The sequence below is a fragment of the Rhizobium sp. Root1212 genome (assembly GCF_001424985.1).
Taxonomy (GTDB): Bacteria; Pseudomonadota; Alphaproteobacteria; order Rhizobiales; family Rhizobiaceae; genus Pararhizobium.
The window spans coordinates 759124-784705 of the sequence record NZ_LMDA01000001.1; the positions used below are offsets into that span (position 1 = coordinate 759124).

At 62.0% G+C, this 25582-nt stretch carries 28 protein-coding genes; 6 read left to right on the forward strand and 22 right to left on the reverse strand.

The annotated features are described in order from the left end of the window. Positions 1-10 precede the first annotated feature (10 nt). From ASC86_RS03625 to ASC86_RS03655, 7 genes are all read right to left on the reverse strand, one after another. Positions 11-343: a flagellar hook-basal body complex protein FliE gene (locus ASC86_RS03625; protein ID WP_056316140.1), complete on the reverse strand. Its 333-nt coding sequence runs from the start codon at positions 341-343 to the stop codon at positions 11-13. After that, positions 343-762: a flagellar basal body rod protein FlgC gene (flgC, locus tag ASC86_RS03630; protein WP_056316143.1), complete on the reverse strand. Its 420-nt coding sequence runs from the start codon at positions 760-762 to the stop codon at positions 343-345. Before flgC ends, ASC86_RS03625 begins: the two co-directional genes overlap by 1 nt. A 5-nt stretch (positions 763-767) precedes the next feature. After that, positions 768-1148, reverse strand: coding sequence for a flagellar basal body rod protein FlgB (flgB, locus tag ASC86_RS03635; protein ID WP_056316146.1), 381 nt, complete (start codon positions 1146-1148; stop codon positions 768-770). A 239-nt stretch (positions 1149-1387) separates the two neighbouring features. After that, a complete protein-coding gene (locus tag ASC86_RS03640) occupies positions 1388-1927 on the reverse strand; it encodes a hypothetical protein (RefSeq protein ID WP_056316150.1) in 540 nt (179 codons plus the stop codon). Between the two features lie 24 nt (positions 1928-1951). After that, positions 1952-3331 carry a flagellar protein export ATPase FliI gene (gene fliI, locus ASC86_RS03645; RefSeq protein ID WP_056316154.1) on the reverse strand — a complete coding sequence of 460 codons (1380 nt, stop codon included), beginning with the start codon at positions 3329-3331 and terminating at the stop codon, positions 1952-1954. A 33-nt stretch (positions 3332-3364) separates the two neighbouring features. Beyond that, positions 3365-4090, reverse strand: a complete 726-nt coding sequence (gene flgF, locus ASC86_RS03650; RefSeq protein WP_056316157.1) for a flagellar basal-body rod protein FlgF — start codon at positions 4088-4090, stop codon at positions 3365-3367. A 1-nt stretch (position 4091) separates the two neighbouring features. Further along, the gene (locus ASC86_RS03655) at positions 4092-4871 is read right to left on the reverse strand and encodes a DUF1217 domain-containing protein (RefSeq protein WP_056316160.1); all 780 of its coding nucleotides are present in this window, start codon (positions 4869-4871) and stop codon (positions 4092-4094) included. Positions 4872-5052: 181 nt separating this feature from the next. Between ASC86_RS03655 and motA the strand changes: the two genes are divergently transcribed. From motA to ASC86_RS03685, 6 genes are all read left to right on the forward strand, one after another. Further along, entirely contained in the window at positions 5053-5931 is an 879-nt protein-coding gene (motA, locus tag ASC86_RS03660) for a flagellar motor stator protein MotA (RefSeq protein ID WP_056318207.1), read from the forward strand. A 3-nt stretch (positions 5932-5934) separates the two neighbouring features. Further along, positions 5935-6873, forward strand: a complete 939-nt coding sequence (locus ASC86_RS03665) for a FliM/FliN family flagellar motor switch protein (protein ID WP_056316163.1) — start codon at positions 5935-5937, stop codon at positions 6871-6873. A gap of 69 nt (positions 6874-6942) precedes the next feature. Then, positions 6943-7536: a flagellar motor switch protein FliN gene (gene fliN / locus ASC86_RS03670; RefSeq protein ID WP_056316166.1), complete on the forward strand. Its 594-nt coding sequence runs from the start codon at positions 6943-6945 to the stop codon at positions 7534-7536. 29 nt (positions 7537-7565) lie between these two features. Beyond that, entirely contained in the window at positions 7566-8600 is a 1035-nt protein-coding gene (fliG, locus tag ASC86_RS03675; protein WP_056316169.1) for a flagellar motor switch protein FliG, read from the forward strand. A 116-nt stretch (positions 8601-8716) separates the two neighbouring features. After that, positions 8717-9787 carry a flagellar biosynthesis protein FlhB gene (gene flhB / locus ASC86_RS03680; RefSeq protein ID WP_056316172.1) on the forward strand — a complete coding sequence of 357 codons (1071 nt, stop codon included), beginning with the start codon at positions 8717-8719 and terminating at the stop codon, positions 9785-9787. Between the two features lie 8 nt (positions 9788-9795). Next, positions 9796-10236 (forward strand): hypothetical protein, encoded by a 441-nt coding sequence (locus ASC86_RS03685; RefSeq protein ID WP_056316174.1) that lies wholly within the window; start codon positions 9796-9798, stop codon positions 10234-10236. Between the two features lie 19 nt (positions 10237-10255). Here ASC86_RS03685 and ASC86_RS03690 read toward each other — a convergent pair whose 3' ends face one another. The 15 genes from ASC86_RS03690 to rhaM form a co-directional block, all read right to left on the reverse strand. Beyond that, on the reverse strand, positions 10256-11005 hold the full coding sequence (locus ASC86_RS03690; RefSeq protein WP_056316177.1) for a helix-turn-helix transcriptional regulator: 750 nt from the start codon (positions 11003-11005) through the stop codon (positions 10256-10258). Between the two features lie 29 nt (positions 11006-11034). Beyond that, entirely contained in the window at positions 11035-11760 is a 726-nt protein-coding gene (locus ASC86_RS03695) for a helix-turn-helix transcriptional regulator (protein ID WP_056316180.1), read from the reverse strand. Positions 11761-12628: 868 nt separating this feature from the next. After that, positions 12629-14308 (reverse strand): flagellar basal-body MS-ring/collar protein FliF, encoded by a 1680-nt coding sequence (fliF, locus tag ASC86_RS03700; protein ID WP_056316184.1) that lies wholly within the window; start codon positions 14306-14308, stop codon positions 12629-12631. A gap of 253 nt (positions 14309-14561) precedes the next feature. Continuing rightward, positions 14562-14954, reverse strand: coding sequence for a hypothetical protein (locus ASC86_RS03705; RefSeq protein WP_056316189.1), 393 nt, complete (start codon positions 14952-14954; stop codon positions 14562-14564). A gap of 73 nt (positions 14955-15027) precedes the next feature. After that, positions 15028-15582 (reverse strand): chemoreceptor glutamine deamidase CheD, encoded by a 555-nt coding sequence (gene cheD, locus ASC86_RS03710; RefSeq protein ID WP_056316191.1) that lies wholly within the window; start codon positions 15580-15582, stop codon positions 15028-15030. Beyond that, positions 15579-15968 carry a response regulator gene (locus ASC86_RS03715; RefSeq protein ID WP_056316194.1) on the reverse strand — a complete coding sequence of 130 codons (390 nt, stop codon included), beginning with the start codon at positions 15966-15968 and terminating at the stop codon, positions 15579-15581. The genes cheD and ASC86_RS03715 overlap by 4 nt, the downstream gene beginning before the upstream one ends. Beyond that, positions 15969-17024, reverse strand: a complete 1056-nt coding sequence (cheB, locus tag ASC86_RS03720) for a protein-glutamate O-methylesterase CheB (RefSeq protein ID WP_056316198.1) — start codon at positions 17022-17024, stop codon at positions 15969-15971. Then, positions 17024-17926, reverse strand: a complete 903-nt coding sequence (gene cheR / locus ASC86_RS03725; RefSeq protein WP_056316201.1) for a protein-glutamate O-methyltransferase CheR — start codon at positions 17924-17926, stop codon at positions 17024-17026. The genes cheB and cheR overlap by 1 nt, the downstream gene beginning before the upstream one ends. Beyond that, positions 17923-18390, reverse strand: a complete 468-nt coding sequence (locus tag ASC86_RS03730; RefSeq protein WP_056316204.1) for a chemotaxis protein CheW — start codon at positions 18388-18390, stop codon at positions 17923-17925. Before ASC86_RS03730 ends, cheR begins: the two co-directional genes overlap by 4 nt. Positions 18391-18396: 6 nt before the next feature. Next, positions 18397-20688, reverse strand: a complete 2292-nt coding sequence (locus tag ASC86_RS03735; protein WP_056316208.1) for a chemotaxis protein CheA — start codon at positions 20686-20688, stop codon at positions 18397-18399. 20 nt (positions 20689-20708) lie between these two features. Continuing rightward, entirely contained in the window at positions 20709-21074 is a 366-nt protein-coding gene (cheY1, locus tag ASC86_RS03740) for a chemotaxis response regulator CheY1 (RefSeq protein ID WP_056316210.1), read from the reverse strand. A gap of 3 nt (positions 21075-21077) precedes the next feature. Then, complete coding sequence (locus ASC86_RS03745) at positions 21078-21371, reverse strand: STAS domain-containing protein (RefSeq protein ID WP_056316213.1); 294 nt, start codon at positions 21369-21371, stop codon at positions 21078-21080. 121 nt (positions 21372-21492) lie between these two features. After that, on the reverse strand, positions 21493-23115 hold the full coding sequence (locus tag ASC86_RS03750) for a globin-coupled sensor protein (protein ID WP_244477513.1): 1623 nt from the start codon (positions 23113-23115) through the stop codon (positions 21493-21495). A 768-nt stretch (positions 23116-23883) separates the two neighbouring features. After that, a complete protein-coding gene (locus tag ASC86_RS03755; RefSeq protein WP_082509853.1) occupies positions 23884-25260 on the reverse strand; it encodes an FGGY-family carbohydrate kinase in 1377 nt (458 codons plus the stop codon). Next, positions 25260-25574: an L-rhamnose mutarotase gene (gene rhaM / locus ASC86_RS03760; RefSeq protein WP_056316220.1), complete on the reverse strand. Its 315-nt coding sequence runs from the start codon at positions 25572-25574 to the stop codon at positions 25260-25262. Before rhaM ends, ASC86_RS03755 begins: the two co-directional genes overlap by 1 nt. Between the last annotated feature and the right edge of the window lie 8 nt (positions 25575-25582).

Sequence of the window (25582 nt, forward strand, 5' to 3'; positions counted from 1 at the left end):
AACGTGTCCTTTAAATCGGCATGCGTGCGATTTCGAGATAGGCGGTGACCACCTTGTCCCGGATGGCGATTGCGGTCTGCAGCGACTGTTCGGCGTTCATCACGGCGTCGATGACTTCGCGCGTGTTGGCCTCGCCGCGGATGCCCTGGATGGAGGCCACTTCCGAAGTCTTGAGGTCGTTGACCATGTCGGAGGCCATGTTGGACATGACGGAGGCGAAGCTCTGCGAGGTGCCGGAGGCGACCGTGCCCGAAACATTGGGTGCCAGCGATGCTTCGGAGGTGGAAGTGATGCCCTTGGCGGCCGAAATCGCCGAGCTGATGGTGCTAATTGCGTCGATCATTATTGCGATGCCTTCAGGAGGTCGATGGTCGCGGAAATCAGGTCTCGTGCCTGGCGCGTTGTCTGCAGATTGGCCTCGTAGGAGCGGTTGGCTTCGCGCATGTCGGCCATTTCGACGAGGATGTTGACGTTGGGCATCTTCACCATGCCCTTGCCGTCGGCAGCCGGGTTGCCCGGATCGAACTCGACGGAGAAGTCGGAATCATCCGTGCCGAGCCGGTCGATCTCGACCGTCGATGCGCCACTGGCGCGGTCCACTTCGGCTGCGAAGCTGATCGTCTTGCGGCGATAGGGATCGGCGCCCGGCACGTCGCCGGTGGAGCGCGCGTTGGCGATGTTTTCCGAGACGATCCGCAGGCGGGTCGATTCCGCTTCGAGACCGGTTGCGGAAACCTTGAGGGCTGAAACGAGAGGGTCCATGGCTCTTATTTCCGTACCGTCATGAGCATCATCCGGTGAAACGCCTTCACCAGCCCGGTGTTGAGCTCGTAGTCGCGTTTGATTTCACCGGTTTTCATCAGTTCCTTGTCCAGTTCGACGCTGTTGCCGGACTGCTGGATCTGGCTGTCGTCGAGCATGCTGGTCTCGGTGACCTGGGCTGCCTCGGCGCTCTCCCGGAAGTGACCGGGCTGGGTAGCGGCCATCTGAAGGCCGGTCTGCTGAAGCGTGCTCTCGAAGGACTTGATATCCTTGGCGGCGTAGTGGGGGGTGTTGACGTTTGCAATGTTGCCCGCGACGACGTTCTGGCGAACTGCCAGCCATTGCGCCTGCCGCGACGCGAGATCGAAGAGCTGTATCGGTTGCATCATGCGACTCCATGCTTGTTGGCTGGAACCTATGACGGCAATCTTGCGTCAGACTGTAGCGGCGGTGCGTTTGCGGGATGTGGGGGCTCGAAAAGGCCCCTCCCCAACCCTCCCCACAAGGCGGAGGGAGCCTACGGAGCAAGCTTTGGGCTCAGAGCTTCGACATCCTCAAAAAACTCCCTCCCCCTTGTGGGGAGGGTTGGGGAGGGGTTTTCAAGACAGGATGCGATGCGACCGCATCATTCCGCCTGAATAAGGTCGCCCTTGGAGGTGATCATCACCCAACGGCCGTCGCGCTGTTCGAGCGTCGCCAGCCTGCTGTTGTCGGGAAGAACGCCCCCGACCTTGACGATATAAAGACCGTTCGAATCCTCGACGAGGGCGCGGCCATCGGCGACGTGCATCAGCCGGAAGCCCGATGCCGCCGGGAAAGGCTGGCCGAGGCCGTCCTGCTGGGCCGCCGCCGGGCCGGCGAGGCTCGGAACCGTCGCCGTCATCAGCTGGTCGACGGCGGCGCGGGTCTCGGGGTCCTGCGTGCCCATGGCCAGCGGCGAAGCGGCGAGGCCCGGCTGGTTGACGCGACCGGGGATTTCCTTCGTGGTGCCCTGCCAGAGGGTCGGCATCGAGAATTTTTCCTGGTGCAGGAAGGCATACCACGGAAAGAAGGTGGCAAGCCCCGCCAGCACGATGCCGGTTGCGCCCAGCGCCTTGTCGATCAGCGGCACGCGCTCGCTGCGGCGGCGCTGCGGCACGACTTCATCGGCATCGTAATCGGTCATCGGCTTTTTCATGCGCTTAAACCCTCATCGCGGCCGCTGCCCGCCGGCTGCCGCCTTCAGGGCATTGGCGAGATCGGTAAAGGCGTCGAATGCCGGGCGTTCCCCCGGCGTCTGTTTCAGAATGTCGTAGATGACCGGCACCTGCTTGATCGCCATGTCGAGGTCGGGGTCGCTGCCGGCGCGGTAGCCGCCGATCAGCCTGAGATCGCGGGTTTCCTCGAAGCGATGGATCAGCGATTTCAGCCGCGAGACCAGCTTTTCCTGATCCGGCGTCCAGGCCTTGCGGGCAAGACGCGAAACGGAGGCCAGCGGATTGATCGGCGGATAACGCCCCTCCTCCGCCAGACTGCGGTCCATGACGATATGGCCGTCGAGAATACCGCGGGTCGAGTCGGCGATCGGGTCGTTGTGATTGTCGCCATCGACGAGGATCGAGATGATCGCGGTGATGGTGCCCGTGCCTTCCGCGCCCGGCCCTGCCCGTTCCAGCAAGCGTGGCAGTTCGGTGAAGACCGAGGCCGGATAGCCGCGGGCGATCGGCGGCTCGCCGGCGGCGGTCGCGACTTCGCGAATGGCATGGGCGAAACGGGTGACACTGTCGACGATCAGCAGCACGTTGTCGCCCTGATCGCGGTAATGTTCGGCAATGGTGATCGCGGTCAGCGGCGCCATCTTGCGCAGCATCGGGCTTTCATCGCTGGTCGCGACGACCGCAACAGATTTCTTCAGGTTTTCGCCGAGCGTATCCTCGATGAATTCGCGCACTTCACGGCCACGTTCGCCGACCAGCGCAATAACGACCTTATCGAAGGCATCGGCGCGGGCGAGCATCGACAGAAGCGTCGACTTGCCGACGCCAGAGCCGGCGAAGACGCCGAGACGCTGGCCGAGGCAGAGCGGCGAGAAGATATCGATGGCGCGCACGCCGGTCTTGAAGCCGTGTTCGACACGCTTGCGGGTCATCGACGGCGGCGCGGTGTTCGAGATCGACCGGCGAACGTCGCCCTGCAGCAGCGGTTCGCCGCCATCGATCGGCTCGCAGAGTGCGTTGATGGTGCGGCCGCACCAGGACTGCGTCGGCGCGATGCGGAAGGCGCCCTTGCGGATGACGGTATCGTGGATGCCGATCGGATCGCCGGGCTCGATCGGGCAGACGAACACCGTTTCCGGCTTAACCTTGATGACTTCGCCCAAATGGGTGCCGGTGGCGCTCTTGTGGGCGACGAAATCGCCGAGCCGCACATGGCGCGACAGGCCGCTCACGGTATAGTGGCCGGCCGAGATGGTCTGGACATGGCCGCCGGGCGCAATCGAGAATTCGGGATTGGCGTAGCGCTCCACCAGGCCCGAAAAGGCGGCGAGCGACGTCGAGGACGTCTTGATCTGGATCTTGTCGCTTTGCATGCCGCGCTCCGTCTGCCTGATTACTTGGCCGCCTTACTTGGCGCCGCCCAGCGTCTTGATCGCCTCTTCGACCGAGCCTTCGCTGTCGCGCATCAGGGCGCTGATGTTTTCGAAGGCGCGCGACACCATGATCAGCTGCGACATTTCCTGCACCGGATTGACGTTCGATTCTTCGACGTAGCCTTGGGCGACGCCGACGCCGAAGCGATCGACCACCGGCTCGGGCGCCGAACTCGGGAAGACGGCGCCGTTGCCGTAGCGGCTGAAGCCGTTGGAGAAATCGGCTTCATAGAGACCGAAGGCCGCGACCTGCGTGCCGTTCTGGTGGATGGAGCCATCGGCGCCGACCTCGATCGGGCTGTTGCCGTCGGTGATCTGGATCGGCGCGCCGCCGGCATCGAGGACCGGATAACCCTTGAGGGTGACGAGATCGCCGGTTTCCGTCAGGGTGAAGCGGCCGTCGCGGGTGAGCGCCGGGCCGCCGGGGGTTTCGACCGAGAACCAGGCATCGCCCTTGATGGCGAAATCGAGCGTGTTGCCGGTGCGGTTGAGGCCGCCATTGTTGGTGTTGAGGAATTCCTTGCCCTGCGAGACGAAGGAGACCTGCGCCGGCTTGTTGTCGCCGATCAGCTGGTTGAACTTCACCTCCGTCGCACGAAAGCCGACGGTGTTGGCATTGGCAACGTTGTCAGCCAGTGTGTTCATGCGTTTTTCGAGCGCCATCTGCGAGGAAACAGCAACGTAAAGTCCGGTCTGCATATCAGCGACCTCCGAGTTTCAGCGTATTGATGGAAAGCAGCAGGTCGGCGGAAAGGCCGTAGCCGCTGGAGGAGCCGAAGACGGCGAGCGGATCGTAGCCGCTGGAGGAATGGTCGATCTCCCAGAGCGCCGTGAAGCGTTCGAGCAGCTTGCCGAGCTTTTCCGGGCTCTTGAGGTCGTCGAGATCAATGGCCTTTTCGATGGCGGCGGCCTGCTTGTCGATATCGGCGGCGGCGAATTCGTCCGGCGTCTGCATGACGGTGCGCACGACCTGGGCCAGCGCATTGTCGGCCAATAGACCGTAGGCATTGGTGACGGTCGGGGCCATGCGTTCGAAATAGAGCGCAAGCCGCACACCGGAGTTTTCTTCGCCGGCGCTCTGCTCCAGGGTCTGGCGCATATACTTGTCGGCGACGCCCTTCTGGGCCTTTTCGAAGGAGGTGGCGGCAGCGCCGTTGCGGGCGAAATTCAGGGATTCGACCAGATCGGTGTAGCGGCTGTCGGTCAGCTGCTTGGCAAAGGCGTCGTCGCTGTCGATGCCCTCGGCCAGCACTTTGCGCATGAAGGCCTTGGCATAGCCCATGTCCTCAAGGCCGTGCGCCTTGATCGCATAATCATAAAGACGGCTATCGGCGAAGAAATCGTCGATCGATTTGATATTGCCGATATGGGAGAGGTAATATTCGGTCTCGCGCGCAACGTCAGGCTGCTTCGCCACCCGGTCCAGCGAGCTGGTCAGGTTCGTCGTTATCAGTTTGTAACTGGTGTAGGTCGTGGTCACGACAATATCCCCGGTTGACGCGTAAGGCGCAGTTCGAGCGCTTGTGGCGGAAACTGCCGGAACTTGCTTGCGCGAACCTGTTCGGTCGGCCATCGGGTTTTCGCCCCCTGCGGGCCAGCCTCACGCAAGGCTGGAGACCTATCGGTATCTTGCAAAATCCATCATTCCGGCAGGTATCGAAATGAACATCATCATCGGTCTCGTCTTGACCATCGGCTGTATTCTTGGCGGCTTCATCGCCATGGGCGGCCATATGGAGGTTCTGAACCAGCCGTTCGAACTCGTGATCATCGGCGGCGCCGGTCTCGGCGGCTATGTCATGGCAAACTCGATGAAGGTGCTGAAGGACACCGGCAAGGCGCTTGGCGAAGCCTTCGCCCACAAGGTTCCGAAGGAGCGCAACTACCTCGATACGCTCGGCGTGCTCTACAGCCTGATGCGGGACCTGCGCACCAAGTCGCGCAACGAGATCGAAGCCCATATCGACAACCCGGAAGAATCCACCATCTTCCAGTCGGCCCCGACGGTTCTGAAGAACAAGGAATTGACCGCCTTCATCTGCGACTATGTGCGCCTGATCATCATCGGCAACGCCCGCAGCCACGAGATCGAGGCGCTGATGGATGAGGAAATCAACACGATCACCCATGACAAGATGAAGGTCTACCACTCGCTCAACACCATGAGCGACGCCTTCCCGGCCATCGGTATCGTCGCGGCCGTTCTCGGCGTCATCAAGGCCATGGGCGCCATCTCGGAATCGCCGGAAGTTCTCGGCGGCAAGATCGCAGCCGCGCTCGTCGGCACCATGCTCGGCATCTTCCTGTCCTATTGCGTCGTCGCCCCGATGATCGCCAACGTCAAGGCGGTGCGTGAAAAGCAGAACCGTCTCTACATCATCGTCAAGCAGACGCTGCTCGCCTACATGAACGGCTCGGTGCCGCAGGTGGCGCTCGAATACGGCCGCAAGACCATCTCGGCCTATGAGCGTCCGTCGATCGACGCCGTCGAGCAGGAAATGATGAATCCGGGCGGCGGCGGCGAAAGCAAGGCGGCCTGATCCATGAACGCGACAGTCAACAACGTCCACACCTTCGACCGCCGGCTGCTGGCCCGCATGACGGGCAACCTCGGCGACGACCAGACGGTCGGCAAGCTGGCGGAAGAACTGGGCCAGGTGTTTTCCGAATTCCTGCCGGATATTCTCAATGCCGAGACCCAGCAGGACATCACCATCACCTATGCCGGCTTCGAGACCGGGCTGAAGACCCGCCTGCTCGCCGGCCTCGGCGATGGCGTGGCGCTCTGCACCGTGGGCTTACGCAACTGGTGCCCGGACTTCACCCTCGCCATCGACAGCCCGGCGATCATCACGCTGATGGAAATGCTGCTCGGCGCCCCCTCCTCCGAGGTCGAGGAGCCGAAGCCGCGCCAGCTGTCCGATATCGAACTCGACGTCGCCTCGATGGTGTTCGAAAAGATCGCCGACGTGCTGAAATCGGCCGTGAATGCGCCGGGCGGCTTCGAGCCGGTGCTGGAGCGTCCGCACAATGCCAACATCAAGCCGGTGGCGGAGGGAGAGGATGTCTTTGCCGCCTGCATCAACATCTCGATCGGCCTCGGCCCGGTGCTGTCCACTTTCTCGATCATCGTGCCGCAGCAGCCGCTGTTGAAGACGACCGTCGTCTTTCCGAAGGGCATCGGCCAGAACCGCAAGGCGAAGTCGCAATGGGGCGAGCAGCTGGAAGAGCAGGTTCGCCGCTCGAGCGTCAATCTCGAGGCTCGGATCAAGCTGCAGAGCCTGACGCTGAAGACGGTGAGCCGCCTGCAGGCCGGCGACATCATTCCCTTCCACGATGCCAAGGATGTCCGCGTCGAAGTCAATGCCAACGGCCGCGATCTCTATGTCTGCGAGTTCGGCCGCTCGGGCGCGCGCTACACGGTCAGGATCAAGGACACCCACGGATCGGACAACGATATCCTCAACCACCTGATGAGCTGAGACGGAACACTCGCCTGAACTCGCGCCCGCAACATGGTTGGGGCAAGCTTCGAATGGAATAATCTGCACATGGCTACGAAAAAAGCACCCACTGAAGACCTAATGAACCTCGGCGGAGGCGACGTCGAGCTGGATCGCGCGATCGACGATCTGCGCGGCGTGCTGAAAACCGATGCCGACGGCGCAACCTCCGTCGGCGATTTCGGCATGGACTTCGCCGACACCGGCGCGGCCACGACTGATTTCGGCGCGAGCTTCGATGCCTCGGCGAGCGACTTCGGCGGCGAGTTTGGTGCCACCTCATCCTTCGGCGGCATCGACGACACGTCCACCGGCGGCTTCGGCGGCGATTTCGGCGCGACGACGGATTTCGGCTCCCCATCGACCGGCGAGCCGGGCAGCGCCATGACGTCGAACATCGACCTGATCATGGATATCCCGATCGACGTCCAGATCGTGCTCGGCTCCAGCCGCATGCAAGTTTCGAGCCTTATGAATCTCAACGAAGGCGCGACCATCGCGCTCGATCGCCGCATCGGCGAGCCGGTCGAACTGCTGGTCAACGGCCGCATGATCGGCCGCGGCGAAATAACGGTTCTCGAAGACGACGACACCCGGTTCGGGGTCAAGCTCATCGAGATCAAGGGTACGCGTAAAAGTTAGACCCGGTCACGGGTTATGAGGAAAGATCCATGATGGATTTCGACGATTTCGCCGCTCAGGCACCCACCAGACCCCTCAGCCAGATGGACAAGGCTGCGGCGGTTCTTCTCGCCATGGGCAAGCCGATCGCCGGCAAACTGCTGAAATTCTTCACCCAGAGCGAGCTGCAGTCGATCATCGCCTCGGCGCAGTCGCTACGTTCGATCCCGCCGGATGAGCTGGAACTGCTCGTCAACGAATTCGAGGACCTGTTCACCGAAGGTGCGGGCCTCATGGACAACGCCAAGGCAATCGAGGCCATCCTCGAAGAGGGGCTGACGCCGGATGAAGTCGACGGCCTGCTCGGCCGCCGCACCGCCTTCCAGGCCTATGAAGCCAATATCTGGGACCGGCTGCAGGATTCCGACCCGATCCAGGTCGCGAAATATCTCGGCAAGGAACATCCGCAGACCATCGCCTACGTGCTGTCGATGATGCCCTCGACCTTCGGCGCCAAGGTGCTGCTGCAGCTTCCCGAGAGCGGCCGCGCCGACATCATCAACCGTACCGTCAACATGAAGAACGTCGCACCCAAGGCGGCGTCGATCATCGAGACCCGCGTGATGGACCTGATGCGCGAACTGGATGCCGACCGCAACTCCGCCGGCTCGCAGAAGATCGCCGAGGTCATGAACGAGATGGAGAAGGGCCAGGTCGATACCCTGCTCGCCTCGCTCGAAAGCATCAGCACCGAATCGGTCAAGAAGGTTCGTCCGAAGATCTTCCTCTTCGACGACATCCTCTACATGCCGCAGCGCAGCCGCGTGCAGCTGCTCAACGACGTCTCCGGCGACATCATCACCATGGCGCTGCGCGGCTCGAGCATGGACCTGCGCGAATGCGTGCTGGCCTCGATCGGCGCCCGCCAGCGCCGCATGATCGAATCGGACCTTGCCGCCGGCGATGCCGGCATCAATCCGCGCGATATCGCGATTGCCCGCCGCTCGATCACCCAGGAAGCCATCCGTCTCGCCGCCAGCGGCCAGATCGAGTTGAAGGAAAAGGACGCGGCCGCAGCCGCCTGACCTTATCCCCTCTTCATTCTGTGAAAGCGCCGCCTCCGGGCGGCGTTTTTTCTTGCATGCCCGCCAGCCCGGCCCCACAACACGAGGAATAGCGGGTAGCAGGGTATCTCCAGCCGATGGCGGACGATGAAGACAAGGACAGCAAAACAGAGCTGCCCTCCGAGAAAAAAATGGCCGATGCGATCGAGAAGGGCAACGTGCCCTTCTCGCGCGAAGTGACGATCTTCGCCTCGACGCTCGCCATCTATATCTTCATCGTCTTCTTCCTGCCGACCGGTTTTGCCCAACTGACCGAGGCGCTGAAGGACGTGTTCGAACAGCCGGAGGCCTGGCGCATCGACAACGCTGTCGATGTCGTGGCGCTGATCCTGCATGTCTTTTCCGCCGCAAGCGGGCTGATCATTCCCTTTTTCGTGCTGCTGATCGCCTTCGGCGTCGGTTCAGCGGTGCTGCAGAACATGCCGGCCATGGTGCTCGACCGCATCCAACCGAAGTTCAATCGCATCTCGCCGGTTTCCGGTTTCAAGCGCATCTACGGCGTCCAGGGCCTCGTCGAATTCGCCAAGTCGCTGTTCAAGATCGTCGTCGTCTCAATCATCATCGTGCTGGTGCTCTGGAACGACTATTTCGAATCGCTCGACGCGATGTTTTCCGATCCGGCAACAATTCTCACCCGCATGGGCAACGATCTGAACCAGATCATGCTCGTCATCCTCGCCGCCACCGCCATCGTCGCCATCGCCGATTTCTTCTGGACGCGGCATCACTGGTACACCGAACTGCGCATGACCAAGCAGGAGGTGAAGGAGGAAATGAAGCAGTCGCAAGGCGACCCGATCGTCAAGGCCCGCCTGCGCTCCATCGCCCGCGACAGGGCCCGCCGCCGCATGATTTCCTCGGTTCCGCGCGCGACGTTGGTGATCGCCAACCCGACCCACTATGCAGTTGCGCTGCGCTACGTGCGCGAGGAGGGCGATGCGCCGGTGGTTGTCGCCAAGGGTCAGGACCTCGTGGCGCTCAAGATTCGCTCGCTGGCGGAGGAAAACGGCATCCCGGTTTTCGAAGATCCGCCGCTCGCACGCTCAATGTTTGCGCAAGTCTCGGTGGATAGTGTGATTCCGCCGGTGTTTTACAAGGCAGTCGCCGAACTCATTCACCGGATTTATGCTCGCCCCCGAAACGGATGACGTGAACGATGAAAAAATGCCAGTATTCTGAAGAACGCGAAAAGATTGTCGCCGACGCGATCCGTCCGGTCGCAACGGAGTTACGCCTGATCGACGCGGCAGATTTCATCGCGCTGCTTCGCTTCGAATCCCATGGCAGTCTTTCCGATCTCGTTTCTTCGGCTGCCGAGCTTTATTTCCTGCCGGGCACCGTCAATTTCGGCATTGGCGGCAATTATTCGCTGGATTGGGGCACCGAGCCCGAAATCACCCTCGATCTCGAACTGAAACCGGATGGCGTGACCGTCTATGCCCAGCTGGCGCTCGGCAAGGACACCGCCGGCCTCGAAATCAACCACATCGCCTTCCAGCAGCCATCCGAGGACCCGCAGGAAAACACGGCCTTCCTCGCCCGCAGCCTGGAAGCGGCGAAATTCGTCAAATCCTATCCGATGGCAATGGCCAGTTGAGGGGCGAGCTGGTCGCCGATCAGCTGATGTAGCCGAGGCGGATCGCCTTGGCGATCGCCTGTATGCGATTGACCGAGTTGAGCTTGGTCGTCGCCGTGCCGAGATAGGCATTCACCGTATGAACGGACAGGCCCAGCTTCTCGGCGATCTCTTCGCTGATATAACCGTCGCCGGCCATCTGCAGGCAGCCGATCTCGCGGTCGCTCAGGGTTTCGGCCGGCAGGATGCGACGTTCGTCGGAGGCGAGCAGATCGGTCATCACGCCGCAGCAGCGGCCGTGCAGATCGATCACCGTTTCGCTGGCAACGTCGAGGTAGCTGCCGGCGAAGATGACGTAGCCATTGCCCTGCGCACCGAGACGGACCGGAAAGGCAAAGCCCGAATAACCGAGCGCGCGCTTGCCGCAATGGTAGGTGAAACGGGCGAAATCGATGGCCTCGGCCGTCTGGTGCTCGCCATTGCCGTTCCACAGCATCGGCAGCAGGGAGCTGTCGAGATGTGCAAGCATATCCTCGCTCATGGCCTTCAGGAACTCATGGGCCATGGCTTCGGAGGCCGGCCCCCAGTTGTCGAGCACGCAGGTCAGCTTGCGCGTCGCCGGCAGGCCGTTTCCATTGAGCCGGAAGACGGCGAAGTGCTTGGCGTTGATTTCCTTCTGCATCGCCTGCAGGCGGGCCACCAGCGTCGCCGCGCGCAAGGTGCGAGCCGGATTGCGGTGCGTTGCCTTGCTGTCGTCGCCCGAGCGGCTATGCGGCGGAAAGAAGGTCATTGCCGTGTCTCCAAGGAAAAGGAAATGTCCTAAACAAGATTGTTGCGAACGGCATAGGCAATGGCTTCCGAACGGGTCTTCGTCGCCGTCTTGCGCATGACGCTGGTGATGTAGTTGTTGATGGTGTTGCGCGAGATGCCGAGGATAACGGCGATCTCGTCGCTGGTCTTGCCTTCGGCGATCCAGAACAGGCATTCCAGCTCGCGTTCGGTCAGGTCGAATTCACGGTCGCTGCGCATCTCGCTTTCCTGCGAGAAGCTGGCCAAATAGGCAGTCAGCAGGCCGATCTCGCGCAGGCTTTCCTGCGAGAGAATGACATCCTGCGGGAAGAGCAGCATCAGCGAGAAGCGCACGCGGCCGACATTAAAGGTGACGGCGCAATACTCGCGGGCAAGACCGCGGCCCGGCTCGATGCCGGCCGGCAAGCTCATGAACACCGGCTGCAGGACGGAGAGGCACTTTTCCATCTCGTTCGAGCGAGCGTGCAGCTCAGACATGGAGCGGGCAAGCCGCCGGACCATCTCGAAGGGCCAATCCGAACAGACGACGAAATCGAGCGTGTTGTCCTGGGAAAGATCGTATCGCGCGAGAAGATAGTGGGAGGCACCGACATATTCGGTCAGCGCCGCAAGCCCCTTCTCCAGATTCCCGCTCTCGGCGAAATCGCCGAGCCGGCGGATCAATTGCCCTTTCGTCAGCGGCCGTACAGCTGAACGTATTGCCGAGACCGGCGCTTGCCGGACCGCAATCTCCATTTGCAGACTATCCATGACTACTATCCCCGTGCCGGATTCGTCCCGGCCTGTTCTGCACTCTTCAACCGCCGCCGCCGACGATGGCTTCAGACGTATCCGCCTTGTCTGAAACGATGCAAACCAGTCCGCGAATCACTACCTAAAATTTACATGGACGAATCGAAAAAACTACCGCCAGCTTCTCGGGATTTACTTTTGAAAACTTCCGTGAATCGATTCGAGATTGCAAGAACCGGAGCACGCAACTCAAAAATTGCGACATCCAACGATAAAATCAATTCCTTGAAATCACATGGTTATTTTTCAGAATTTGCTGATTTTCCCGTTATGAGACATCGCCAAAAGCATAAATGGGGCCATTAACGGGGATTAAACGGCTCTCAAAAACGCAGCCACGCGGCCAAATGACGGCGTAATTATTTTCTGCTTTCTTTCTTTGTTGCGGTCGATGTTGCCGAATTGCATCAGAAGAGGCAGCAGGAACTTCGCAGACAAAAATGGAATACTTTCAAATTATTCTTAAATAAATCGCGCCGGACCTAAAGTCTGTTCTGGAGCTATACGTCGGATGCGTACAATCCGCATCGGAACATCGCCTTTCCGGCGGAGTCGATCCCGCCTTTCGTCGGGCGGAAATTAACGAGTTGTTTACACTATCGATTCCCTGATGACGCGAAGAGACTCCCAACGGCCTGCCCGATTCTTGCCTCAATTATCGTCGGCACACCGCTATACAGATTTCGCGGATCGATACTACTCATCGCCGGGGACATCTCTGGCGTGCTCGCTGCTACCGGGAGGAGAGCGCCCGAAAAAAGAAATCCCGCCACGAAGGGCGGGATTTCCGTTCCGTCTTGTCTTTCCCGGCTCAGGCGGCCTTTTCGGCGGCCCACTTGCGCAGGATCTTGGCAGCGCGTTCTTCGCTGATCTCCACCATGCGCGCCAGGCGCCGTTCGGGGCCTTCCTTGACGCGGCGGTTGAAGTCGTCGCCCTCGCCGAGGCTGAGCAGATCGTCGGTGCTGTCGAAGCCGAAATCCGAACCGAAGCCTTCCATGAGGGCGCCGCCTGCCGGAGCGCCGGTCGCCGGAGAGAAGTCGGGCAGTTCGAGGCCCACGGCCTCGTTCTCGCCGACCGCGCCGCCGTTGCCGCCGATGCCGAGCGAGCGAGCCAGGGGACGCATGCCCATCCAGACCACGAGGCCGGCGACCGCGACGAAGGCAAGCGCATTGATGATGCCGCCGAGATTGCGGGTGAGCGTTTCCATGATACCCGGACCGGCGACGGCCGTGTCGAGCAGCTGCGTATCGACGAAGTCCATGGCCGTCAGCGTGATCACGTCGCCGCGGGCAGCATCGAGGCCGACGGCGGACGCGACGATCTTCTGCATCTCCTGGATATAGGCGTCCATCTTCGCCTGATCGGCGGGCTCGCCAACCATGGCGGCGATGCGGCCGCGGTTGACGACGACGGCGACCGAGAGCTTTTCGACGCGGTAGCTGTTCTTGGTGGTGGCGACCGTCTTCGAGTTGATCTCGTAGTTGGTCTGCTCTTCCTTCTTCTGGTTCTGGTCGCTCGACTGCTGGCCGGTGCCGCCCTGCGGCGCCTGCTGCGGAACGTTCTGCTGGACGGTCGCGGCATTGTCGGGCTGGTTCTGGGTCGACTTCGCATCTTCCTTGGTGACGCGGGTGGAGCGCTCGACACGCGATTCAGGATCGTAGACGGTTTCCTGAATCTGCTGGCTGTCGGTGTTCAGCGTCGCCGTGACGCTGGCGCGGAAATTGTCCATGCCAAGGAAGGGCGCGAGCGCCTTGTCGATGTTGCTTTCGACCTCGCCCTGCACCGACTGGACGATGGAGAGCGACTGGTTCATGGCGCTGTTGGCCGGGTCGTCGCCGGAGGCGAGCAACTGGCCGGAGGAATCGAGAATGGTCACGCCGTCGATATCGAGGCCGGGCACGGAAGAGGCGACCAGATGACGGATCGAGGCCGCAGCGTTGCGGCCGATCGTGGCGCTGGCACGGATCATGACGGAGGCCGTCGGTTTCTGCTCCGCCTTACGGAAGCTGCCGCGGTCGGCCATGACGATGTGGACGCGGGCGGCGGAGATGCCGGAAATCTGCTGGATAGTGCGGGCGATTTCGCCTTCGAGCGCGCGGACGCGGGTAACTTCCTGCATGAACGAGGTGAGGCCGAGCGAGCCGACCTTGTCGAAGAGTTCGTAACCGGCATTGGCGCTGTTGGGCAGGCCACGCTCGGCGAGATAGAGGCGGGCCTTGCCGGTCATGCCGACCGGCACCTGCACGCTCGAACCATCAGGACCGACGTCGAATTCGATGTTGGCTTCGGCAAGCGCGACGCTGACCTGATTGAGGTCACTGCTTTCGAGCCCGACATAGAGGGTTTCATAGGCCGGTTTGTTGACGTAGATCCCGGCCGCAAGGACGATCCCGATCGCGACGATCCCGGCCGAGGCGAGCGCAACCAGCTTTCCCTTTCCAAGGGATGCCAGGTTCTTCGTAACCGACGAAAGTTGATCCAACAGATTCATTCTGTGTCCGCACCCTGTAACGCATGGTCCGTTCGAGCAACATCGCTCCGGTGTCATGCGAGTTCAAAACATTCGGGTCTGGATGTGCGGCAATGCCGATCAGGCAGCGCACGATCCACCAGTCCCGTTTGGCACACTAGGTGACGAAACTTGCGCGAACTTGTCTTTTTGGCTGTTTCATGAGGTTTGGCGGGAAAACGTCAGGTTGTGGCAAATTCCCCGTTCTCCCCCGCGAGGAGAAGGAAAAACACTCTCAGAAGAACTCGAAATCGCCGGCAGCCTGGGTGAGCGGCTGGGAGTGGCCGTGGCGCGGGGCGTTTTTGCCGAGCGAGCGCTGCATGTCGGCAAGCTTCACGAGATTGACGGCGGTGGTGATATCCACCAGCCATTCCTGCGGAATAGTGCCGGTGACGGTATCGATGAACTCGGCAAGGCCGCGGGTCTTCTGCACGGCAAGGTCGATGCCTTGCAGCAGCTTGACGCGGTCGGGAGAGGTTGCGGCTGCCTCTTCCTCGATCTCGCCGAGCATCGGCTCGATGCGCTCGATGAGATAGGCGACATCGTGCAGTTCGGAAACGATCCGCATCATGACATCGGCCAGTGCCTCGTCTGCCAGGGGAACCTTCATATTCACATTCGTCTGCATTCTCTTCCCCACACTGGCAGGAGCGTGGCCCCCGCATTCTTCCGGCATGCGTCGCGATCTTCGAGCCGAAGGCTCAGAAGAATTCGATGGAATTGTCCGCCGGCTTCGGCGCGACGACGGGACGCTGCTCCAGCGCCACGGTCTTCTGCGTTTCGACGCCGGTCAGGGCATATTGACGGGCACGGCCGCTGAGCGGCCAGTATTCGAGCTTGCGCCCGTGATCGCCGCCGGTGCTCTCGCCGACGATCCTGATGCCTTCATCCATCAGGAACTGGCGCGCGAACATGGCATTCTGCTCGCCGACATTGGAGAAGCGCGCAATCGTCTTGGCCCCGCCGAAGATCTTGGCCTCCAGACGATCGCGACGCGCGCCCTTTTTCAGCAGGCCGTTGATCAGAAGCTCCATCAGGTGCACCCCGTAGCGGGTCGCATCCCCGCCGGAGGAAATCGCATCTGCGGAACCCGGAAGCAGAAAGTGGTTCATGCCGCCGACACCCGCGACCGGATCACGCATGCACGCTGCAACACAGGAGCCAAGGATGGTCGACAATACTACATCTGGATCATTGACCACCTTGAATTCGCCCTGGATGACATGCACGCGTCTGGTCGCGGTATCCGATATCATTTCAACGCCCCGAACACGGCTTCGATAGCCGCTTTCATCTTTTCGATGGTGAACGGCTTGGCCAGAACGTTGTTGGCGCCAAGGGCCGCAGCCTTCGTCACCAGCGCGCGGTCGCCCTGGGCCGTGAGAATGATGAAGGCCGCCTTCTTGGTCGCCGGGTTGGCCCGGACAGCCTGCAGGAAGCCGAGACCATCCATCTTCGGCATGTTGAAGTCGGAGATCACCAGATGGTGCGGCTGCGTGGTCATGATCTTCAGACCCTGCTCGCCGTCGCCGGCCGCCGTGATCTGCTTGAAGCCCAGCTGCTGCAGGGCATCACCCAGGAGCAGGCGGCTGGTGACCTGATCGTCCACGATCAAAACTTTGATTTTCTCGGCGATAGACATTTATTCACTTCCTTCTCTTCGGGCGCTGGTGCTTTTCAAGACTTCTTCCCCGATCGAGTTGAGGGGCAATTGGGTTTCGACAGCGCCCAGCTCGTGGGCCACTCTCGGCATCCCATACACGACGCAGGTTTTTTCATTCTGACCGAAGGTGCGCGCACCTGCATGGCGCATCTTCAGGAGACCGGATGCGCCGTCACGGCCCATACCGGTCAGGATCACACCGACCGCATTGCGGCCGGCGAGTTCGGCGACTGAATCGAACAGCACGTCCACGGAGGGACGGTGGCCGTTCACCGGCTCGCGCTCGACGAGCCGGCAGCAGGGCGCGGACGGGTTCACGACCGTCAGGTGACGTTCGCCGCCCGGCGCCAGATAGACCTTGCCGACTTCCAGCCGCGCTCCGTCCGTCGCTTCCGCCACCGTCGGCGCGCAGAGGCGGTTCAGCCGCTCGGCGAAGCTTTTGGTGAAGGTGGGCGGCATGTGCTGCGTAATCACCGTCGGCGGGCAATTGGCCGGAAACTTCTGCAACACCGCGATCAGCGCCTCGACGCCGCCGGTCGAAGCGCCGATAGCGACGATCTTGCGGCTGGCACGATAGTCCGTGGCATTGTTGTTGGCGGCCGCAGGTGCTGCCGCCTTGTTGCCGGAGATGATGAACTTGCGCTGCGAGCGCGCCGCCGCCTTCACCTTTTCGGCAAGATCGGCGAACGGGTGCGGATCGCCGGGCAGCGGCTTTCCGACACAATCGAACGCACCGATCTCCAGCGCCGCGATCGAGGCTTCCGCGCCCCTGTGCGTCAGCGTCGAGACCATGATCACCGGCATGGGCCGCAGACGCATGATTTTTTCGAGGAATTCGAGGCCGTTCATGTTCGGCATCTCGATATCGAGCGTCACGACGTCGGGATCAAGCTCCTTGATCGCCTGCCGTGCCTGCATCGCATCGGCCGCCTGGCCGACGACGGTGACGGCCGGATCGGCATTCAGGATAGCCGTGATCAATCCGCGCATCGTAGCGGAATCGTCGACGACGAGAACTCGTGCCTGTGCTGTCATCAGCGCCCTCCGTTTCCGCGACCCGTATAGCGATAGGTCGTGATACCGATGTTGTCGAAGACACCCTTGGCATCACCGGAAACGCGTTCCGAGTGGCCGATGTAGAGGTGCCCTTTCGGCTGCAGCATGCCGGCAAAACGTGACCAAATCTTCATCTGCGTGGGCTCGTCGAAGTAAATAACCACGTTTCTGCAGAAGATGACGTCGAAAAGCCCCTTGAACGGCCATTGGGCCATGAGATTCAGTTCATTGAAGGTTATCAGACGCTTAACACGGTCATCGACCTGCCACTTCTGGCGGCCGGCGGCATTCGTTTCGGAAAACCACTGCTTGCGCATGGCCGGATTGACCGATTCCAGAGCGGTCGCGTCATAGGCGCCGGCGCGGGCGATGGCGAGGATCTTCGGATCGATATCGGTCGCCAGGATCTTGATGTCGTAATCGGCCGCATTCGGCATCATCGAGAGCACGGTGAGCGCGATCGAATAGGGCTCCTGCCCGTCCGAACAGGCCGCCGACCAGATGCGCACCCGGCCGCCGTTGCGGGCCTGCGCCAAAAGCTGCGGCAGCACGTCCGACTTCATGTGGTCGAAGTGATGGTTCTCGCGGAAGAAGCGTGTGAAGTTGGTCGTCAGGTGCGAGAGCATGTCGCGGCGCTCGGCGGCACCGGCCGGCGATGCCACGAGCTGGCAATACTCCCGGAAGCCCTTGAGACCCAGATTGCGGATATGCTTCGACAGCCGCGAATAGACGAGCGACGCCTTCGATTCATTGAGGTAGATGCCGGCATCGGCATAGATCATCGCAGCGATCTCGGCGAGGTCGCGGCGGGTCAGCGGGTATTCGCCGCTGGCCAGGCACTCGTCCGGGGACTGTCTGCTATCAAAGGCGGGCATGCTCATGCAGCTTCACTTTCCATGTGGGGGAAGATCGCCTCGAGTTCGATGAGGCAGATCATCCGCTTGTCGATCGCCAGCACCCCGCGGGCAAAGGTACGTTCGAAATCCGAGGACACATCCGGCGTCGGCTGGATGATGTCGTCGGTGACAGTCAGGATGTCCGACACCGCCTCGACCAGAAGGCCGACGATCCTGTCGGCGATCTGTGCGACGATGATGACGTGGCGCACGGTCGGCTCGGCCGGCTTCATGCCGAGGCGCGCGGCGAGATCGACGATCGGCAGCACCGCGCCGCGCAGATTGAGGACCCCAAGGACGTAAGGGGGCGTGTGCGGCATCGGCGTGGCTGGGCTCCAGCCGCGGATTTCGCGCACCGACATGATATTGACGCAGAATTCCTGATCGCCGATCCGAAACGCGATCAGCTCGCGGCCGCCATTGGTCAGATTTTTTGCGAGAGACGTCATGTGTTCTTACCCTGCGGCAGCCAAGGAGATTTCGGGTTTCAGGGGCTGGCCGCGCGATGCCGAGACCACGGCATCGACGTCCAGGATGAGGGCCACGCGGCCGTCGCCGAGAATGGTCGCGGCGGCGATGCCGGGCACGTGGGTATAGTTGGCTTCCAGGCTCTTGATGACGACCTGACGCTGCCCCTGGATCGCATCGACCATGAGGGCGCGCTGGCCGCCGCCTTCCGATTCCACCAGAAGGGCGACACCTTCGACCGGGTTTGCCTGCGTGGCGCGGAAGTTGAGGATGCGGCCGACATCGACCAGCGGGCAGAAGGAGTTGCGGATCGAGATGAGCCGCTGACTGGCGCCGAAGGAGTGAATGGCGGAGGCTTCCGGCTGCAGCGTCTCGACGATGGCCGTCAACGGCACGACCAGCGTCTGGCCGGCAACCGTGACCACCATGCCGTCGAGGACAGCGAGCGTCAGCGGCAGGCTCATGGTGAAGACCGAGCCCTGGCCCGGCTTCGACGAGATGTTGATGCGGCCGCCCAGCGCCTGGATCGAGCGCTTGACGACGTCCATGCCGACGCCACGGCCGGACAGGTCCGACACCTTGTCGGCGGTTGAGAAGCCGGCGTGGAAGATCAGGTTGTCGATTTCCTCGTCCGACAGGTTGGCGTCTGCCGCGATCAGGTCGTTGTCGATCGCCTTCTGGCGGACCTTCTCGCGGTTGATGCCGGCGCCGTCGTCGGCAAGCTCGATGACGATGCGGCCCGAGCGATGCTTCGCGGTGAGGCGAACCGTGCCTTCCGGGTTCTTGCCCTGCGCGATGCGCTTTTCGGGCATTTCCAGACCGTGGTCGACGGCATTGCGGATCATGTGGGTCAGCGGCTCGGCCAGCTTGTCGATGACCGTCTTATCGACTTCGGTGTTTTCGCCTTCGGTGATCAGGCGCACCGACTTGCCGGTGATATCGGCGATTTCGCGGACTGTACGGGCCATGCGCTGGAACACCGGCTTGACCGGCTGCGCGCGGATTGCCATGACCGAATCCTGGATCTCGCGGGTGAGCTGCTGCAGCTCTTCGAGACCCATATTGATCGAGGACGTGCCATTGGCGTCGTTTTCAATGACGCTCTGGGAGAGCATGGCCTGGTTGATGACAAGCTCGCCGACGAGGTTGATCAGGCGGTCGACGCGGTCGAGATCGACGCGAATGGTCTGGCCGGCGGCGGAGGCGGCCTGGGCCGTGTTCTGGGCGGCAGCAGCGGCCGGAGCGGCGGCAGCCTTGGTCTCGGCCGGCGCGCGCGAAGCGGCGCTGGCGATCTGTACGACATTGCTGGCGACTTCGGCTGCCGAAACGGCGGCAGCGGCGATCTGCTCCTCTTCCTCGGCAATGCCGATCGGGCCGGCCGGCTCCTCGTCGAGAATGGAAAGATCGAACGGCACCGGCTGCATCGGCAGCTCTTCGCCAGCCTCGGCCGAGGTATCCTCGGCCGTGGTGATTTCAAGCTCGCAGTCCCACTCGGCAAATTCGAACACCGCGCGGATCGCGTCTTCGCCCTTGTCCGACGTGATCGAGATCTTCCAGCTGAAATAGGCCGCTTCCGGGTCCATCTGCTCCAACGACGGCAGGGCATCCATGTTGCAGTGGATGCTCATCTCGCCGAGGCGGGAGAGGTCGCGCAGCAGAAGGGCCGCTTCGTTGCCCTTGGAATAAAGGTCGGATTTCGGCTTGAAGCTGATCTCGTAGGTCGGGGCGACCATGATCACCTCTTCCTCTTCGCCGCCGAAGTCGTCGAAGGAAAAGGTGACCGGGACGAAGCCCTCCTCATTCGGCACCGGAGCCGGGGCGGGCGCGGCTGCTTTCGGTGCCGGCGCCTTCGCAGCGGGAGCTTTGGCGGCCGGGGCTTCGGCGGCGGGCGGCGCCTCGCCGTTTGCCAAAGCTTCCAGCTCGCGGATCAACTGCTTGCTGCGAGCCTGATCGACGCTGCCGCCGTCGCGGGCGACATTCGTCAGGTCGGCCAGTACGTCGGCCGACTTCAGCATCACCTTCAGGACGTCCTGGGTCGGTTCCAGCCGGTTCGAACGAACGCAGTCGAGGGTGGTCTCGAACACGTGGGCGAAAGAGACGAGGTCGTCGAGGCCGAAAGCGCCGGCGCCACCCTTGATCGAGTGGACCGCGCGGAACACCGCGTTGACCGTTTCCGGATCACGGTCGCCGTCATTCAGCCGCAGAAGACCCGATTCCAGTTCGGCGAGCTGCTCTTCGCACTCCTGGAAGAAGATCTCTTTGATTTCGTTCATATCCATGGCTGGAAATCCTGGTGAGGTTAGGCGGTTACGCGCTCGATGGCATCGATCAGCTTGGTCGGGTCGAACGGCTTGACGATCCAGCCGGTCGCGCCGGCCTGGCGGGCGCGGTTCTTCTTTTCGGCATCGCTTTCCGTGGTCAGGACAAGGATCGGAATGGCCCGGTATTTTTCATTGCGGCGAACGCCTTCGATGAAGCCGAAACCATCCAGACGGGGCATGTTGATATCCGTGACGATGACGTCGGGATTGGCTTCTTCCAGCACTTCCAGACCCTCGACGCCGTCTTCGGCCTGGATGGTCTCGAAACCGGCATTGTTCAGCGTCACGAGCAGCATGTTCCTGATCGTGCGGCTGTCGTCGACTGTCAGAACTTTCTTCTTCATGGCTCAAATCTCCTTTGCCATCAGGTGATCGATGTTCACCCCGATGAGCTGTGTTGTCTTTGCGAATGCGTCCGACACCTTGGAGAAGGTGAAGGCTTGGCTGTCTGCTTCCCAGCTCTTTGCGCCGGCCATCAGCACCTGCACGCAGAGCGTTCCGACGCGCTCGACCGCCGAGGCGTCGATGACCACACCGCTGCCGCGCAGGCCCATGAGCTTGCCGTGCAGCGCCTGCGCCTCGTTGAGATCGAGAACCGGTGCCAGGCTTAATTTTTTGGGAGCGGCCTTCTTTGCTGCCATCTCTATTTTCCTTGTCTTCCTGAGAGGAGAATGCACTGCTGGTTCAAGCGTGTGGGCCGGGCGGGACCGCGCGGCTGGGAATGGAGCGAGGCAGGCTTAAGCCCATGCTTGCGGCGGATCGTCATCCGCGCCCCCATCCGGCAAGCCGGCTCTGGAGGCCGAGCACGTCTTCGCCGCCGTCACGGGGCTCGTCTTCCGTTTCGTCAGCCGTCAGCGCCGCGCGTGCCGGGGCTGCGCGATGTTCATAGGCTTCCGCCTGACGCTGGATGCGGAACTGCCGGACGGTCTTGCCGAGTTCGAGGATGACGGTCTGGAGATCGTCCGAGCGGCCCTGCGCCGACGCGGCGACGGAGACGTCTTCCCCGAGATCGCGGCCGATGCGGCCGAGGGCTGCCGTAGTGGTTTCGAGGTTTTCGACATGGTTTGCGGCATCGCGGGCGATGCCGGAGACGGCATCGTTGATGCCCCTCACCTGCTCGACGATGCTGCTGATCGCATTCTGGGTGCGGCCGACACGCTCGACCCCGGCCTCGACCTGCGACTTAGTATCGTTGACGAGCTGCTTGATCTCGCGCGCCGCATCGCCGGAGCGCTGTGCAAGGGCGCGCACTTCCTGCGCGACGACGGCAAAGCCGCGGCCGCTGTCGCCGGCGCGCGCGGCTTCGATGCCTGCGTTCAGCGCAAGAAGATTGGTCTGGAAGGCGATCTCGTCGATGACGCCGATGATCTGGCCGATTTTTTCGGCCGAGGATTCGATATCGGCCATGGCGGAGATCGCCTGGCCGGCGATCTCGCCGCTCTGCTCCACCGACTGGCGGGTGCCGGCGACGGACTTTTCCGCCTGCCGGCTCTGGCTCGCGCTGTCTCGCAGGCGGGAGACGATATCGTTCAGGGTGCTTGCCGTTTCGCCGAGCGCATCCGACTGGGCGCGACCGCTGGCGGACAGGCGGCCGGTCTCAGTGGCCAGTGTCTGGGCGGTGGCTTCGATGCGGGAGACGGAGGTCGCGGCATCGCCCATCTCCTTGCCGAGCTTTTCCAGCCCGAGGTTGAAATCGGCAGCGACAGCCTGATAGGCGGCCGGCACATCCGCCGGGATGCGCAGGCTGAGATCGCCATTGGCCAGCGAACCGGCAACTGGCGCGAACAGGGCGAGCGCTTCGGCTTCGCCTGCGCGGCGCTGTTCGGCAAGCTGGCGCTGGTGGTTGTGGCGCTGCTCGTTGAAGCGTAGCGAGACGGAAATCTCGGTATCGACGAAAACGGTGCGGACGAGGGCTGCAACGAGATCGAGCAGTTCCTGCTTGCGGCCCTTGCCGATGGGCAGGACGGATTTCGGCCAGAATTCCTCGATCGCCGCAAGGAGCATGCGCTCCAGCACGATGGCATGGCCGGCGATCTGCCAGCGCGGATCGAGCCCCATCTTGGAGCTGGCATCCGACAGAACCTTGACGCGCTCGGCATAGAGGCTGTCGAAACGGGCGTCGGTCAGGACGTTCCAATGGGCGGATTGCAGGTCGTGCAGCCGGTCGATCTGGCGATCGCTGGTGAAATGGCGCGCAGCATCCGGGTAGCTCTGCAGGCGCTGGAAGAGATCGCGAAGCGCAAGCTCGGCTTCCTTGGACAGCAGCGGACGGTGACGGCGCACCGCATCGGTCTCGCCCTCATCAAGGCCAGCAAAACGCAGCCGGTCAAGCAGACTGCCTGCCTGAGCTCTCCGCGTCTGATCTACAGCCTGTTCCTGCCTCACTACGATCCCCGGTCCGAAACATGGCCTTGGCGGAACCGGACGCAAATCCGGGCAAGACCATCAGAATTTCCTTGCCGCATCCCGACGCATCCAGAGACGCAGGAGTGCGGATAACACCTGATTGTCTGAAGGAACGGGCGTTGCGCCCGCATCTGCGCCAAGACTGGAGCGATGCCTGGACGGGCGACGGAAAGCCGCATCGTGCTTCGAGAAAATCCGGTGAGCATACCGGATCGGAACCGGTGCAGCGGTGCGGCCTCATGCCCTGTCGGAGAATAGATTCTCCCACTCCGCCGTGTACGACCATGTTTATGGTTAATTCCTTGCTTGAAGGTTAACGGTTGATACTTGGTATCGGCGATCGCTAAAATTCGATCCATATCCCCGCGAACCCGCTCGCACGCCGGGGATGCGAAGCCTCCGGACTACAAGATTTCGCATACGAGACTTAGCAATTGAGCTTGGAGAAACTTACCGGTAGATACCCCCTATTCTAGACGGCGTAAGCCACGGGCAAGCATAACCGGCTAGTCTGAAGCGGCATCATGAGGATGACGCGCAAGGGAATGGACAATGATTGTTCTGGGATTGAGTGCCACGCTGATCGCCACCCTCACATTGGCGGCCGTATCCATGCTGCTCACCATTGGAGACGACAGCAGGAGCATCGCCACACGGGTTTTCTAAACCCACGACGGGCAGGCTTCGGCCGGACTGACTTTTGTCTCTCTATACTTCAGCCGCGCGCTTTATCTTTGCTTACCTGGCTCAGGCAGCTTTCTCCGCAAGCGCCTTCCAGAGCGCCGCATAGACTCTGTAGCTTTCCGGCACATCACCCTTGAATTCCGACGTATGGACCATCGCCCGCGCGCCCTCGACGAGGCAGGCAGCGCCGAGGCTCGTGCCGGTGGCGCTCTGGCTGCCGATGACGACCCGACGACCGGTCGCGGCCCCCAGCATGCGCAGATAGGCGGCATTGGCGGCGAAAGGCCCCTCCACGACGATATCGCCAGCAGCACCGATGAGATCGAGGCAGGTGGCCGTCATCAAGGCGAGATGGAAGGAGACGACGGCAAGGCGTTCCTCGACGGAAAGATCGGCTTGGTTGCGCGTCCAATGCGCTTTGTGATGGGGATAGGGGCCTGACCCTTCCGGCATCGACGGCAGCAGCATGTGCTGCGCCTCTACCACGGCCTGCTCCACCTCCGGCGGAAGCGGCACGTTGCCTTCCGGCATCAGCATCGAGAAAGCGCGACCGCCCATGAAGCGGGCGGACGGAACCGGATTTCCCAGAGCGTTGACGTTGATCAGCTTATCGCGGGTTTCATCCAACTCGACCTTGCGTGCCCCTGGTGCCAGAAGCACGACCCAGGTTCCGGTCGAGACCACGGAGAAGGGTTCCGGGCGGCTCAGGAGATGTGGCAGCAGCGAGGCGTTGGAATCGTGGATGCCGCAGCAGACCGGCAATCCTGCCGGCAGGCCGCAAGCGGCCGCCGAGGCTGGCGTCAGGCCACCGAGGACATCACCGGCGCGGCGGACGGGGGCGAAAAGCTTCCGCCAGCCCTCACCATGTACGAGGCTGGAGAAAGCGGCGGCGTAAGGGTTCCAGAGATCGGTGTGGCAGCCGAGCGAGGTCAACTCGCAGGAGAGCACGCCGGTCAGGCGATAGGACCAGTATTGCGCATAGGTGAGGATCGAGGCGACGTTTGAGAAAGCCTCGGGGAATGTCTGCTGCTGCCAGTAGATCTGGGCGCCGATATTGAGGCCCATGGGCAGGCGGGCGGCCCCCGTTTCCGCGAAGGGTGGGCGGATGCGGTTGTAGTCTGCGGCGAAATCATCGGGGCCGGTGTGCTCGTAATCCAGCACCGGCATTGCCAAGTCTCCGGCCGCATCGAGCAGAGCCGCCGTCGCGCCGTGGGTGGTGACCGAGATGACATCGATCGGCCGCTCGGCATTGAGTTCGCCGAGGCTGCGGGTGATGAAATCCCAAAGGCGCTCGATATCGAAATGCGGATAAAGACCATCCGTCAGAACGGTGTTCGCGGTCTTGCGGACGGCGATTTCCTCGAAACGGTCGAGATCGACCAGCGCCACCTTGGCGTTGGTCTTGCCGATGTCGATGACGGCGACGGTTTTCATGGGCATCAGCTCATGTGGAAGACGGTGGCGAGCGGCACGGCGACGGGCTCGTTGTCGGCTTTCGTCTCCATGATATCGGCCATATAGGCCCACCATTTCTGCATCACAGGATGGTTTGGCAGCTCAGCCATGGTGTGATCCCCACGACGCCAGAGCACACCGAAGAGAAGATTGGTCTCCTCATCCAGATGGATCGAGTAGTCGGAGACGCCGGTCTCCTTCAACAGTGCCGACAGTTCCGGCCAGATCGCGTCGTGGCGCGCCTTGTATTCCTCGGCCATGCCGGGATTGAGGCGCATGCGGAAGGCGTATTTTTCCATGGGTTTCC

Coding starts and splice junctions, on each gene's coding strand:
- ASC86_RS03625 (WP_056316140.1), bottom strand. CDS start 343: ATGATCGACGCAATTAGCACCATCAGCTCGGCGATTTCGGCCGCCAAG.
- flgC (WP_056316143.1), bottom strand. CDS start 762: ATGGACCCTCTCGTTTCAGCCCTCAAGGTTTCCGCAACCGGTCTCGAA.
- flgB (WP_056316146.1), bottom strand. CDS start 1,148: ATGCAACCGATACAGCTCTTCGATCTCGCGTCGCGGCAGGCGCAATGG.
- ASC86_RS03640 (WP_056316150.1), bottom strand. CDS start 1,927: ATGACCGATTACGATGCCGATGAAGTCGTGCCGCAGCGCCGCCGCAGC.
- fliI (WP_056316154.1), bottom strand. CDS start 3,331: ATGCAAAGCGACAAGATCCAGATCAAGACGTCCTCGACGTCGCTCGCC.
- flgF (WP_056316157.1), bottom strand. CDS start 4,090: ATGCAGACCGGACTTTACGTTGCTGTTTCCTCGCAGATGGCGCTCGAA.
- motA (WP_056318207.1), top strand. CDS start 5,053: ATGAACATCATCATCGGTCTCGTCTTGACCATCGGCTGTATTCTTGGC.
- ASC86_RS03665 (WP_056316163.1), top strand. CDS start 5,935: ATGAACGCGACAGTCAACAACGTCCACACCTTCGACCGCCGGCTGCTG.
- fliN (WP_056316166.1), top strand. CDS start 6,943: ATGGCTACGAAAAAAGCACCCACTGAAGACCTAATGAACCTCGGCGGA.
- fliG (WP_056316169.1), top strand. CDS start 7,566: ATGATGGATTTCGACGATTTCGCCGCTCAGGCACCCACCAGACCCCTC.
- flhB (WP_056316172.1), top strand. CDS start 8,717: ATGGCGGACGATGAAGACAAGGACAGCAAAACAGAGCTGCCCTCCGAG.
- ASC86_RS03685 (WP_056316174.1), top strand. CDS start 9,796: ATGAAAAAATGCCAGTATTCTGAAGAACGCGAAAAGATTGTCGCCGAC.
- ASC86_RS03690 (WP_056316177.1), bottom strand. CDS start 11,005: ATGACCTTCTTTCCGCCGCATAGCCGCTCGGGCGACGACAGCAAGGCA.
- ASC86_RS03695 (WP_056316180.1), bottom strand. CDS start 11,760: ATGGAGATTGCGGTCCGGCAAGCGCCGGTCTCGGCAATACGTTCAGCT.
- fliF (WP_056316184.1), bottom strand. CDS start 14,308: ATGAATCTGTTGGATCAACTTTCGTCGGTTACGAAGAACCTGGCATCC.
- ASC86_RS03705 (WP_056316189.1), bottom strand. CDS start 14,954: ATGCAGACGAATGTGAATATGAAGGTTCCCCTGGCAGACGAGGCACTG.
- cheD (WP_056316191.1), bottom strand. CDS start 15,582: ATGATATCGGATACCGCGACCAGACGCGTGCATGTCATCCAGGGCGAA.
- ASC86_RS03715 (WP_056316194.1), bottom strand. CDS start 15,968: ATGTCTATCGCCGAGAAAATCAAAGTTTTGATCGTGGACGATCAGGTC.
- cheB (WP_056316198.1), bottom strand. CDS start 17,024: ATGACAGCACAGGCACGAGTTCTCGTCGTCGACGATTCCGCTACGATG.
- cheR (WP_056316201.1), bottom strand. CDS start 17,926: ATGAGCATGCCCGCCTTTGATAGCAGACAGTCCCCGGACGAGTGCCTG.
- ASC86_RS03730 (WP_056316204.1), bottom strand. CDS start 18,390: ATGACGTCTCTCGCAAAAAATCTGACCAATGGCGGCCGCGAGCTGATC.
- ASC86_RS03735 (WP_056316208.1), bottom strand. CDS start 20,688: ATGGATATGAACGAAATCAAAGAGATCTTCTTCCAGGAGTGCGAAGAG.
- cheY1 (WP_056316210.1), bottom strand. CDS start 21,074: ATGAAGAAGAAAGTTCTGACAGTCGACGACAGCCGCACGATCAGGAAC.
- ASC86_RS03745 (WP_056316213.1), bottom strand. CDS start 21,371: ATGGCAGCAAAGAAGGCCGCTCCCAAAAAATTAAGCCTGGCACCGGTT.
- ASC86_RS03755 (WP_082509853.1), bottom strand. CDS start 25,260: ATGCCCATGAAAACCGTCGCCGTCATCGACATCGGCAAGACCAACGCC.
- rhaM (WP_056316220.1), bottom strand. CDS start 25,574: ATGGAAAAATACGCCTTCCGCATGCGCCTCAATCCCGGCATGGCCGAG.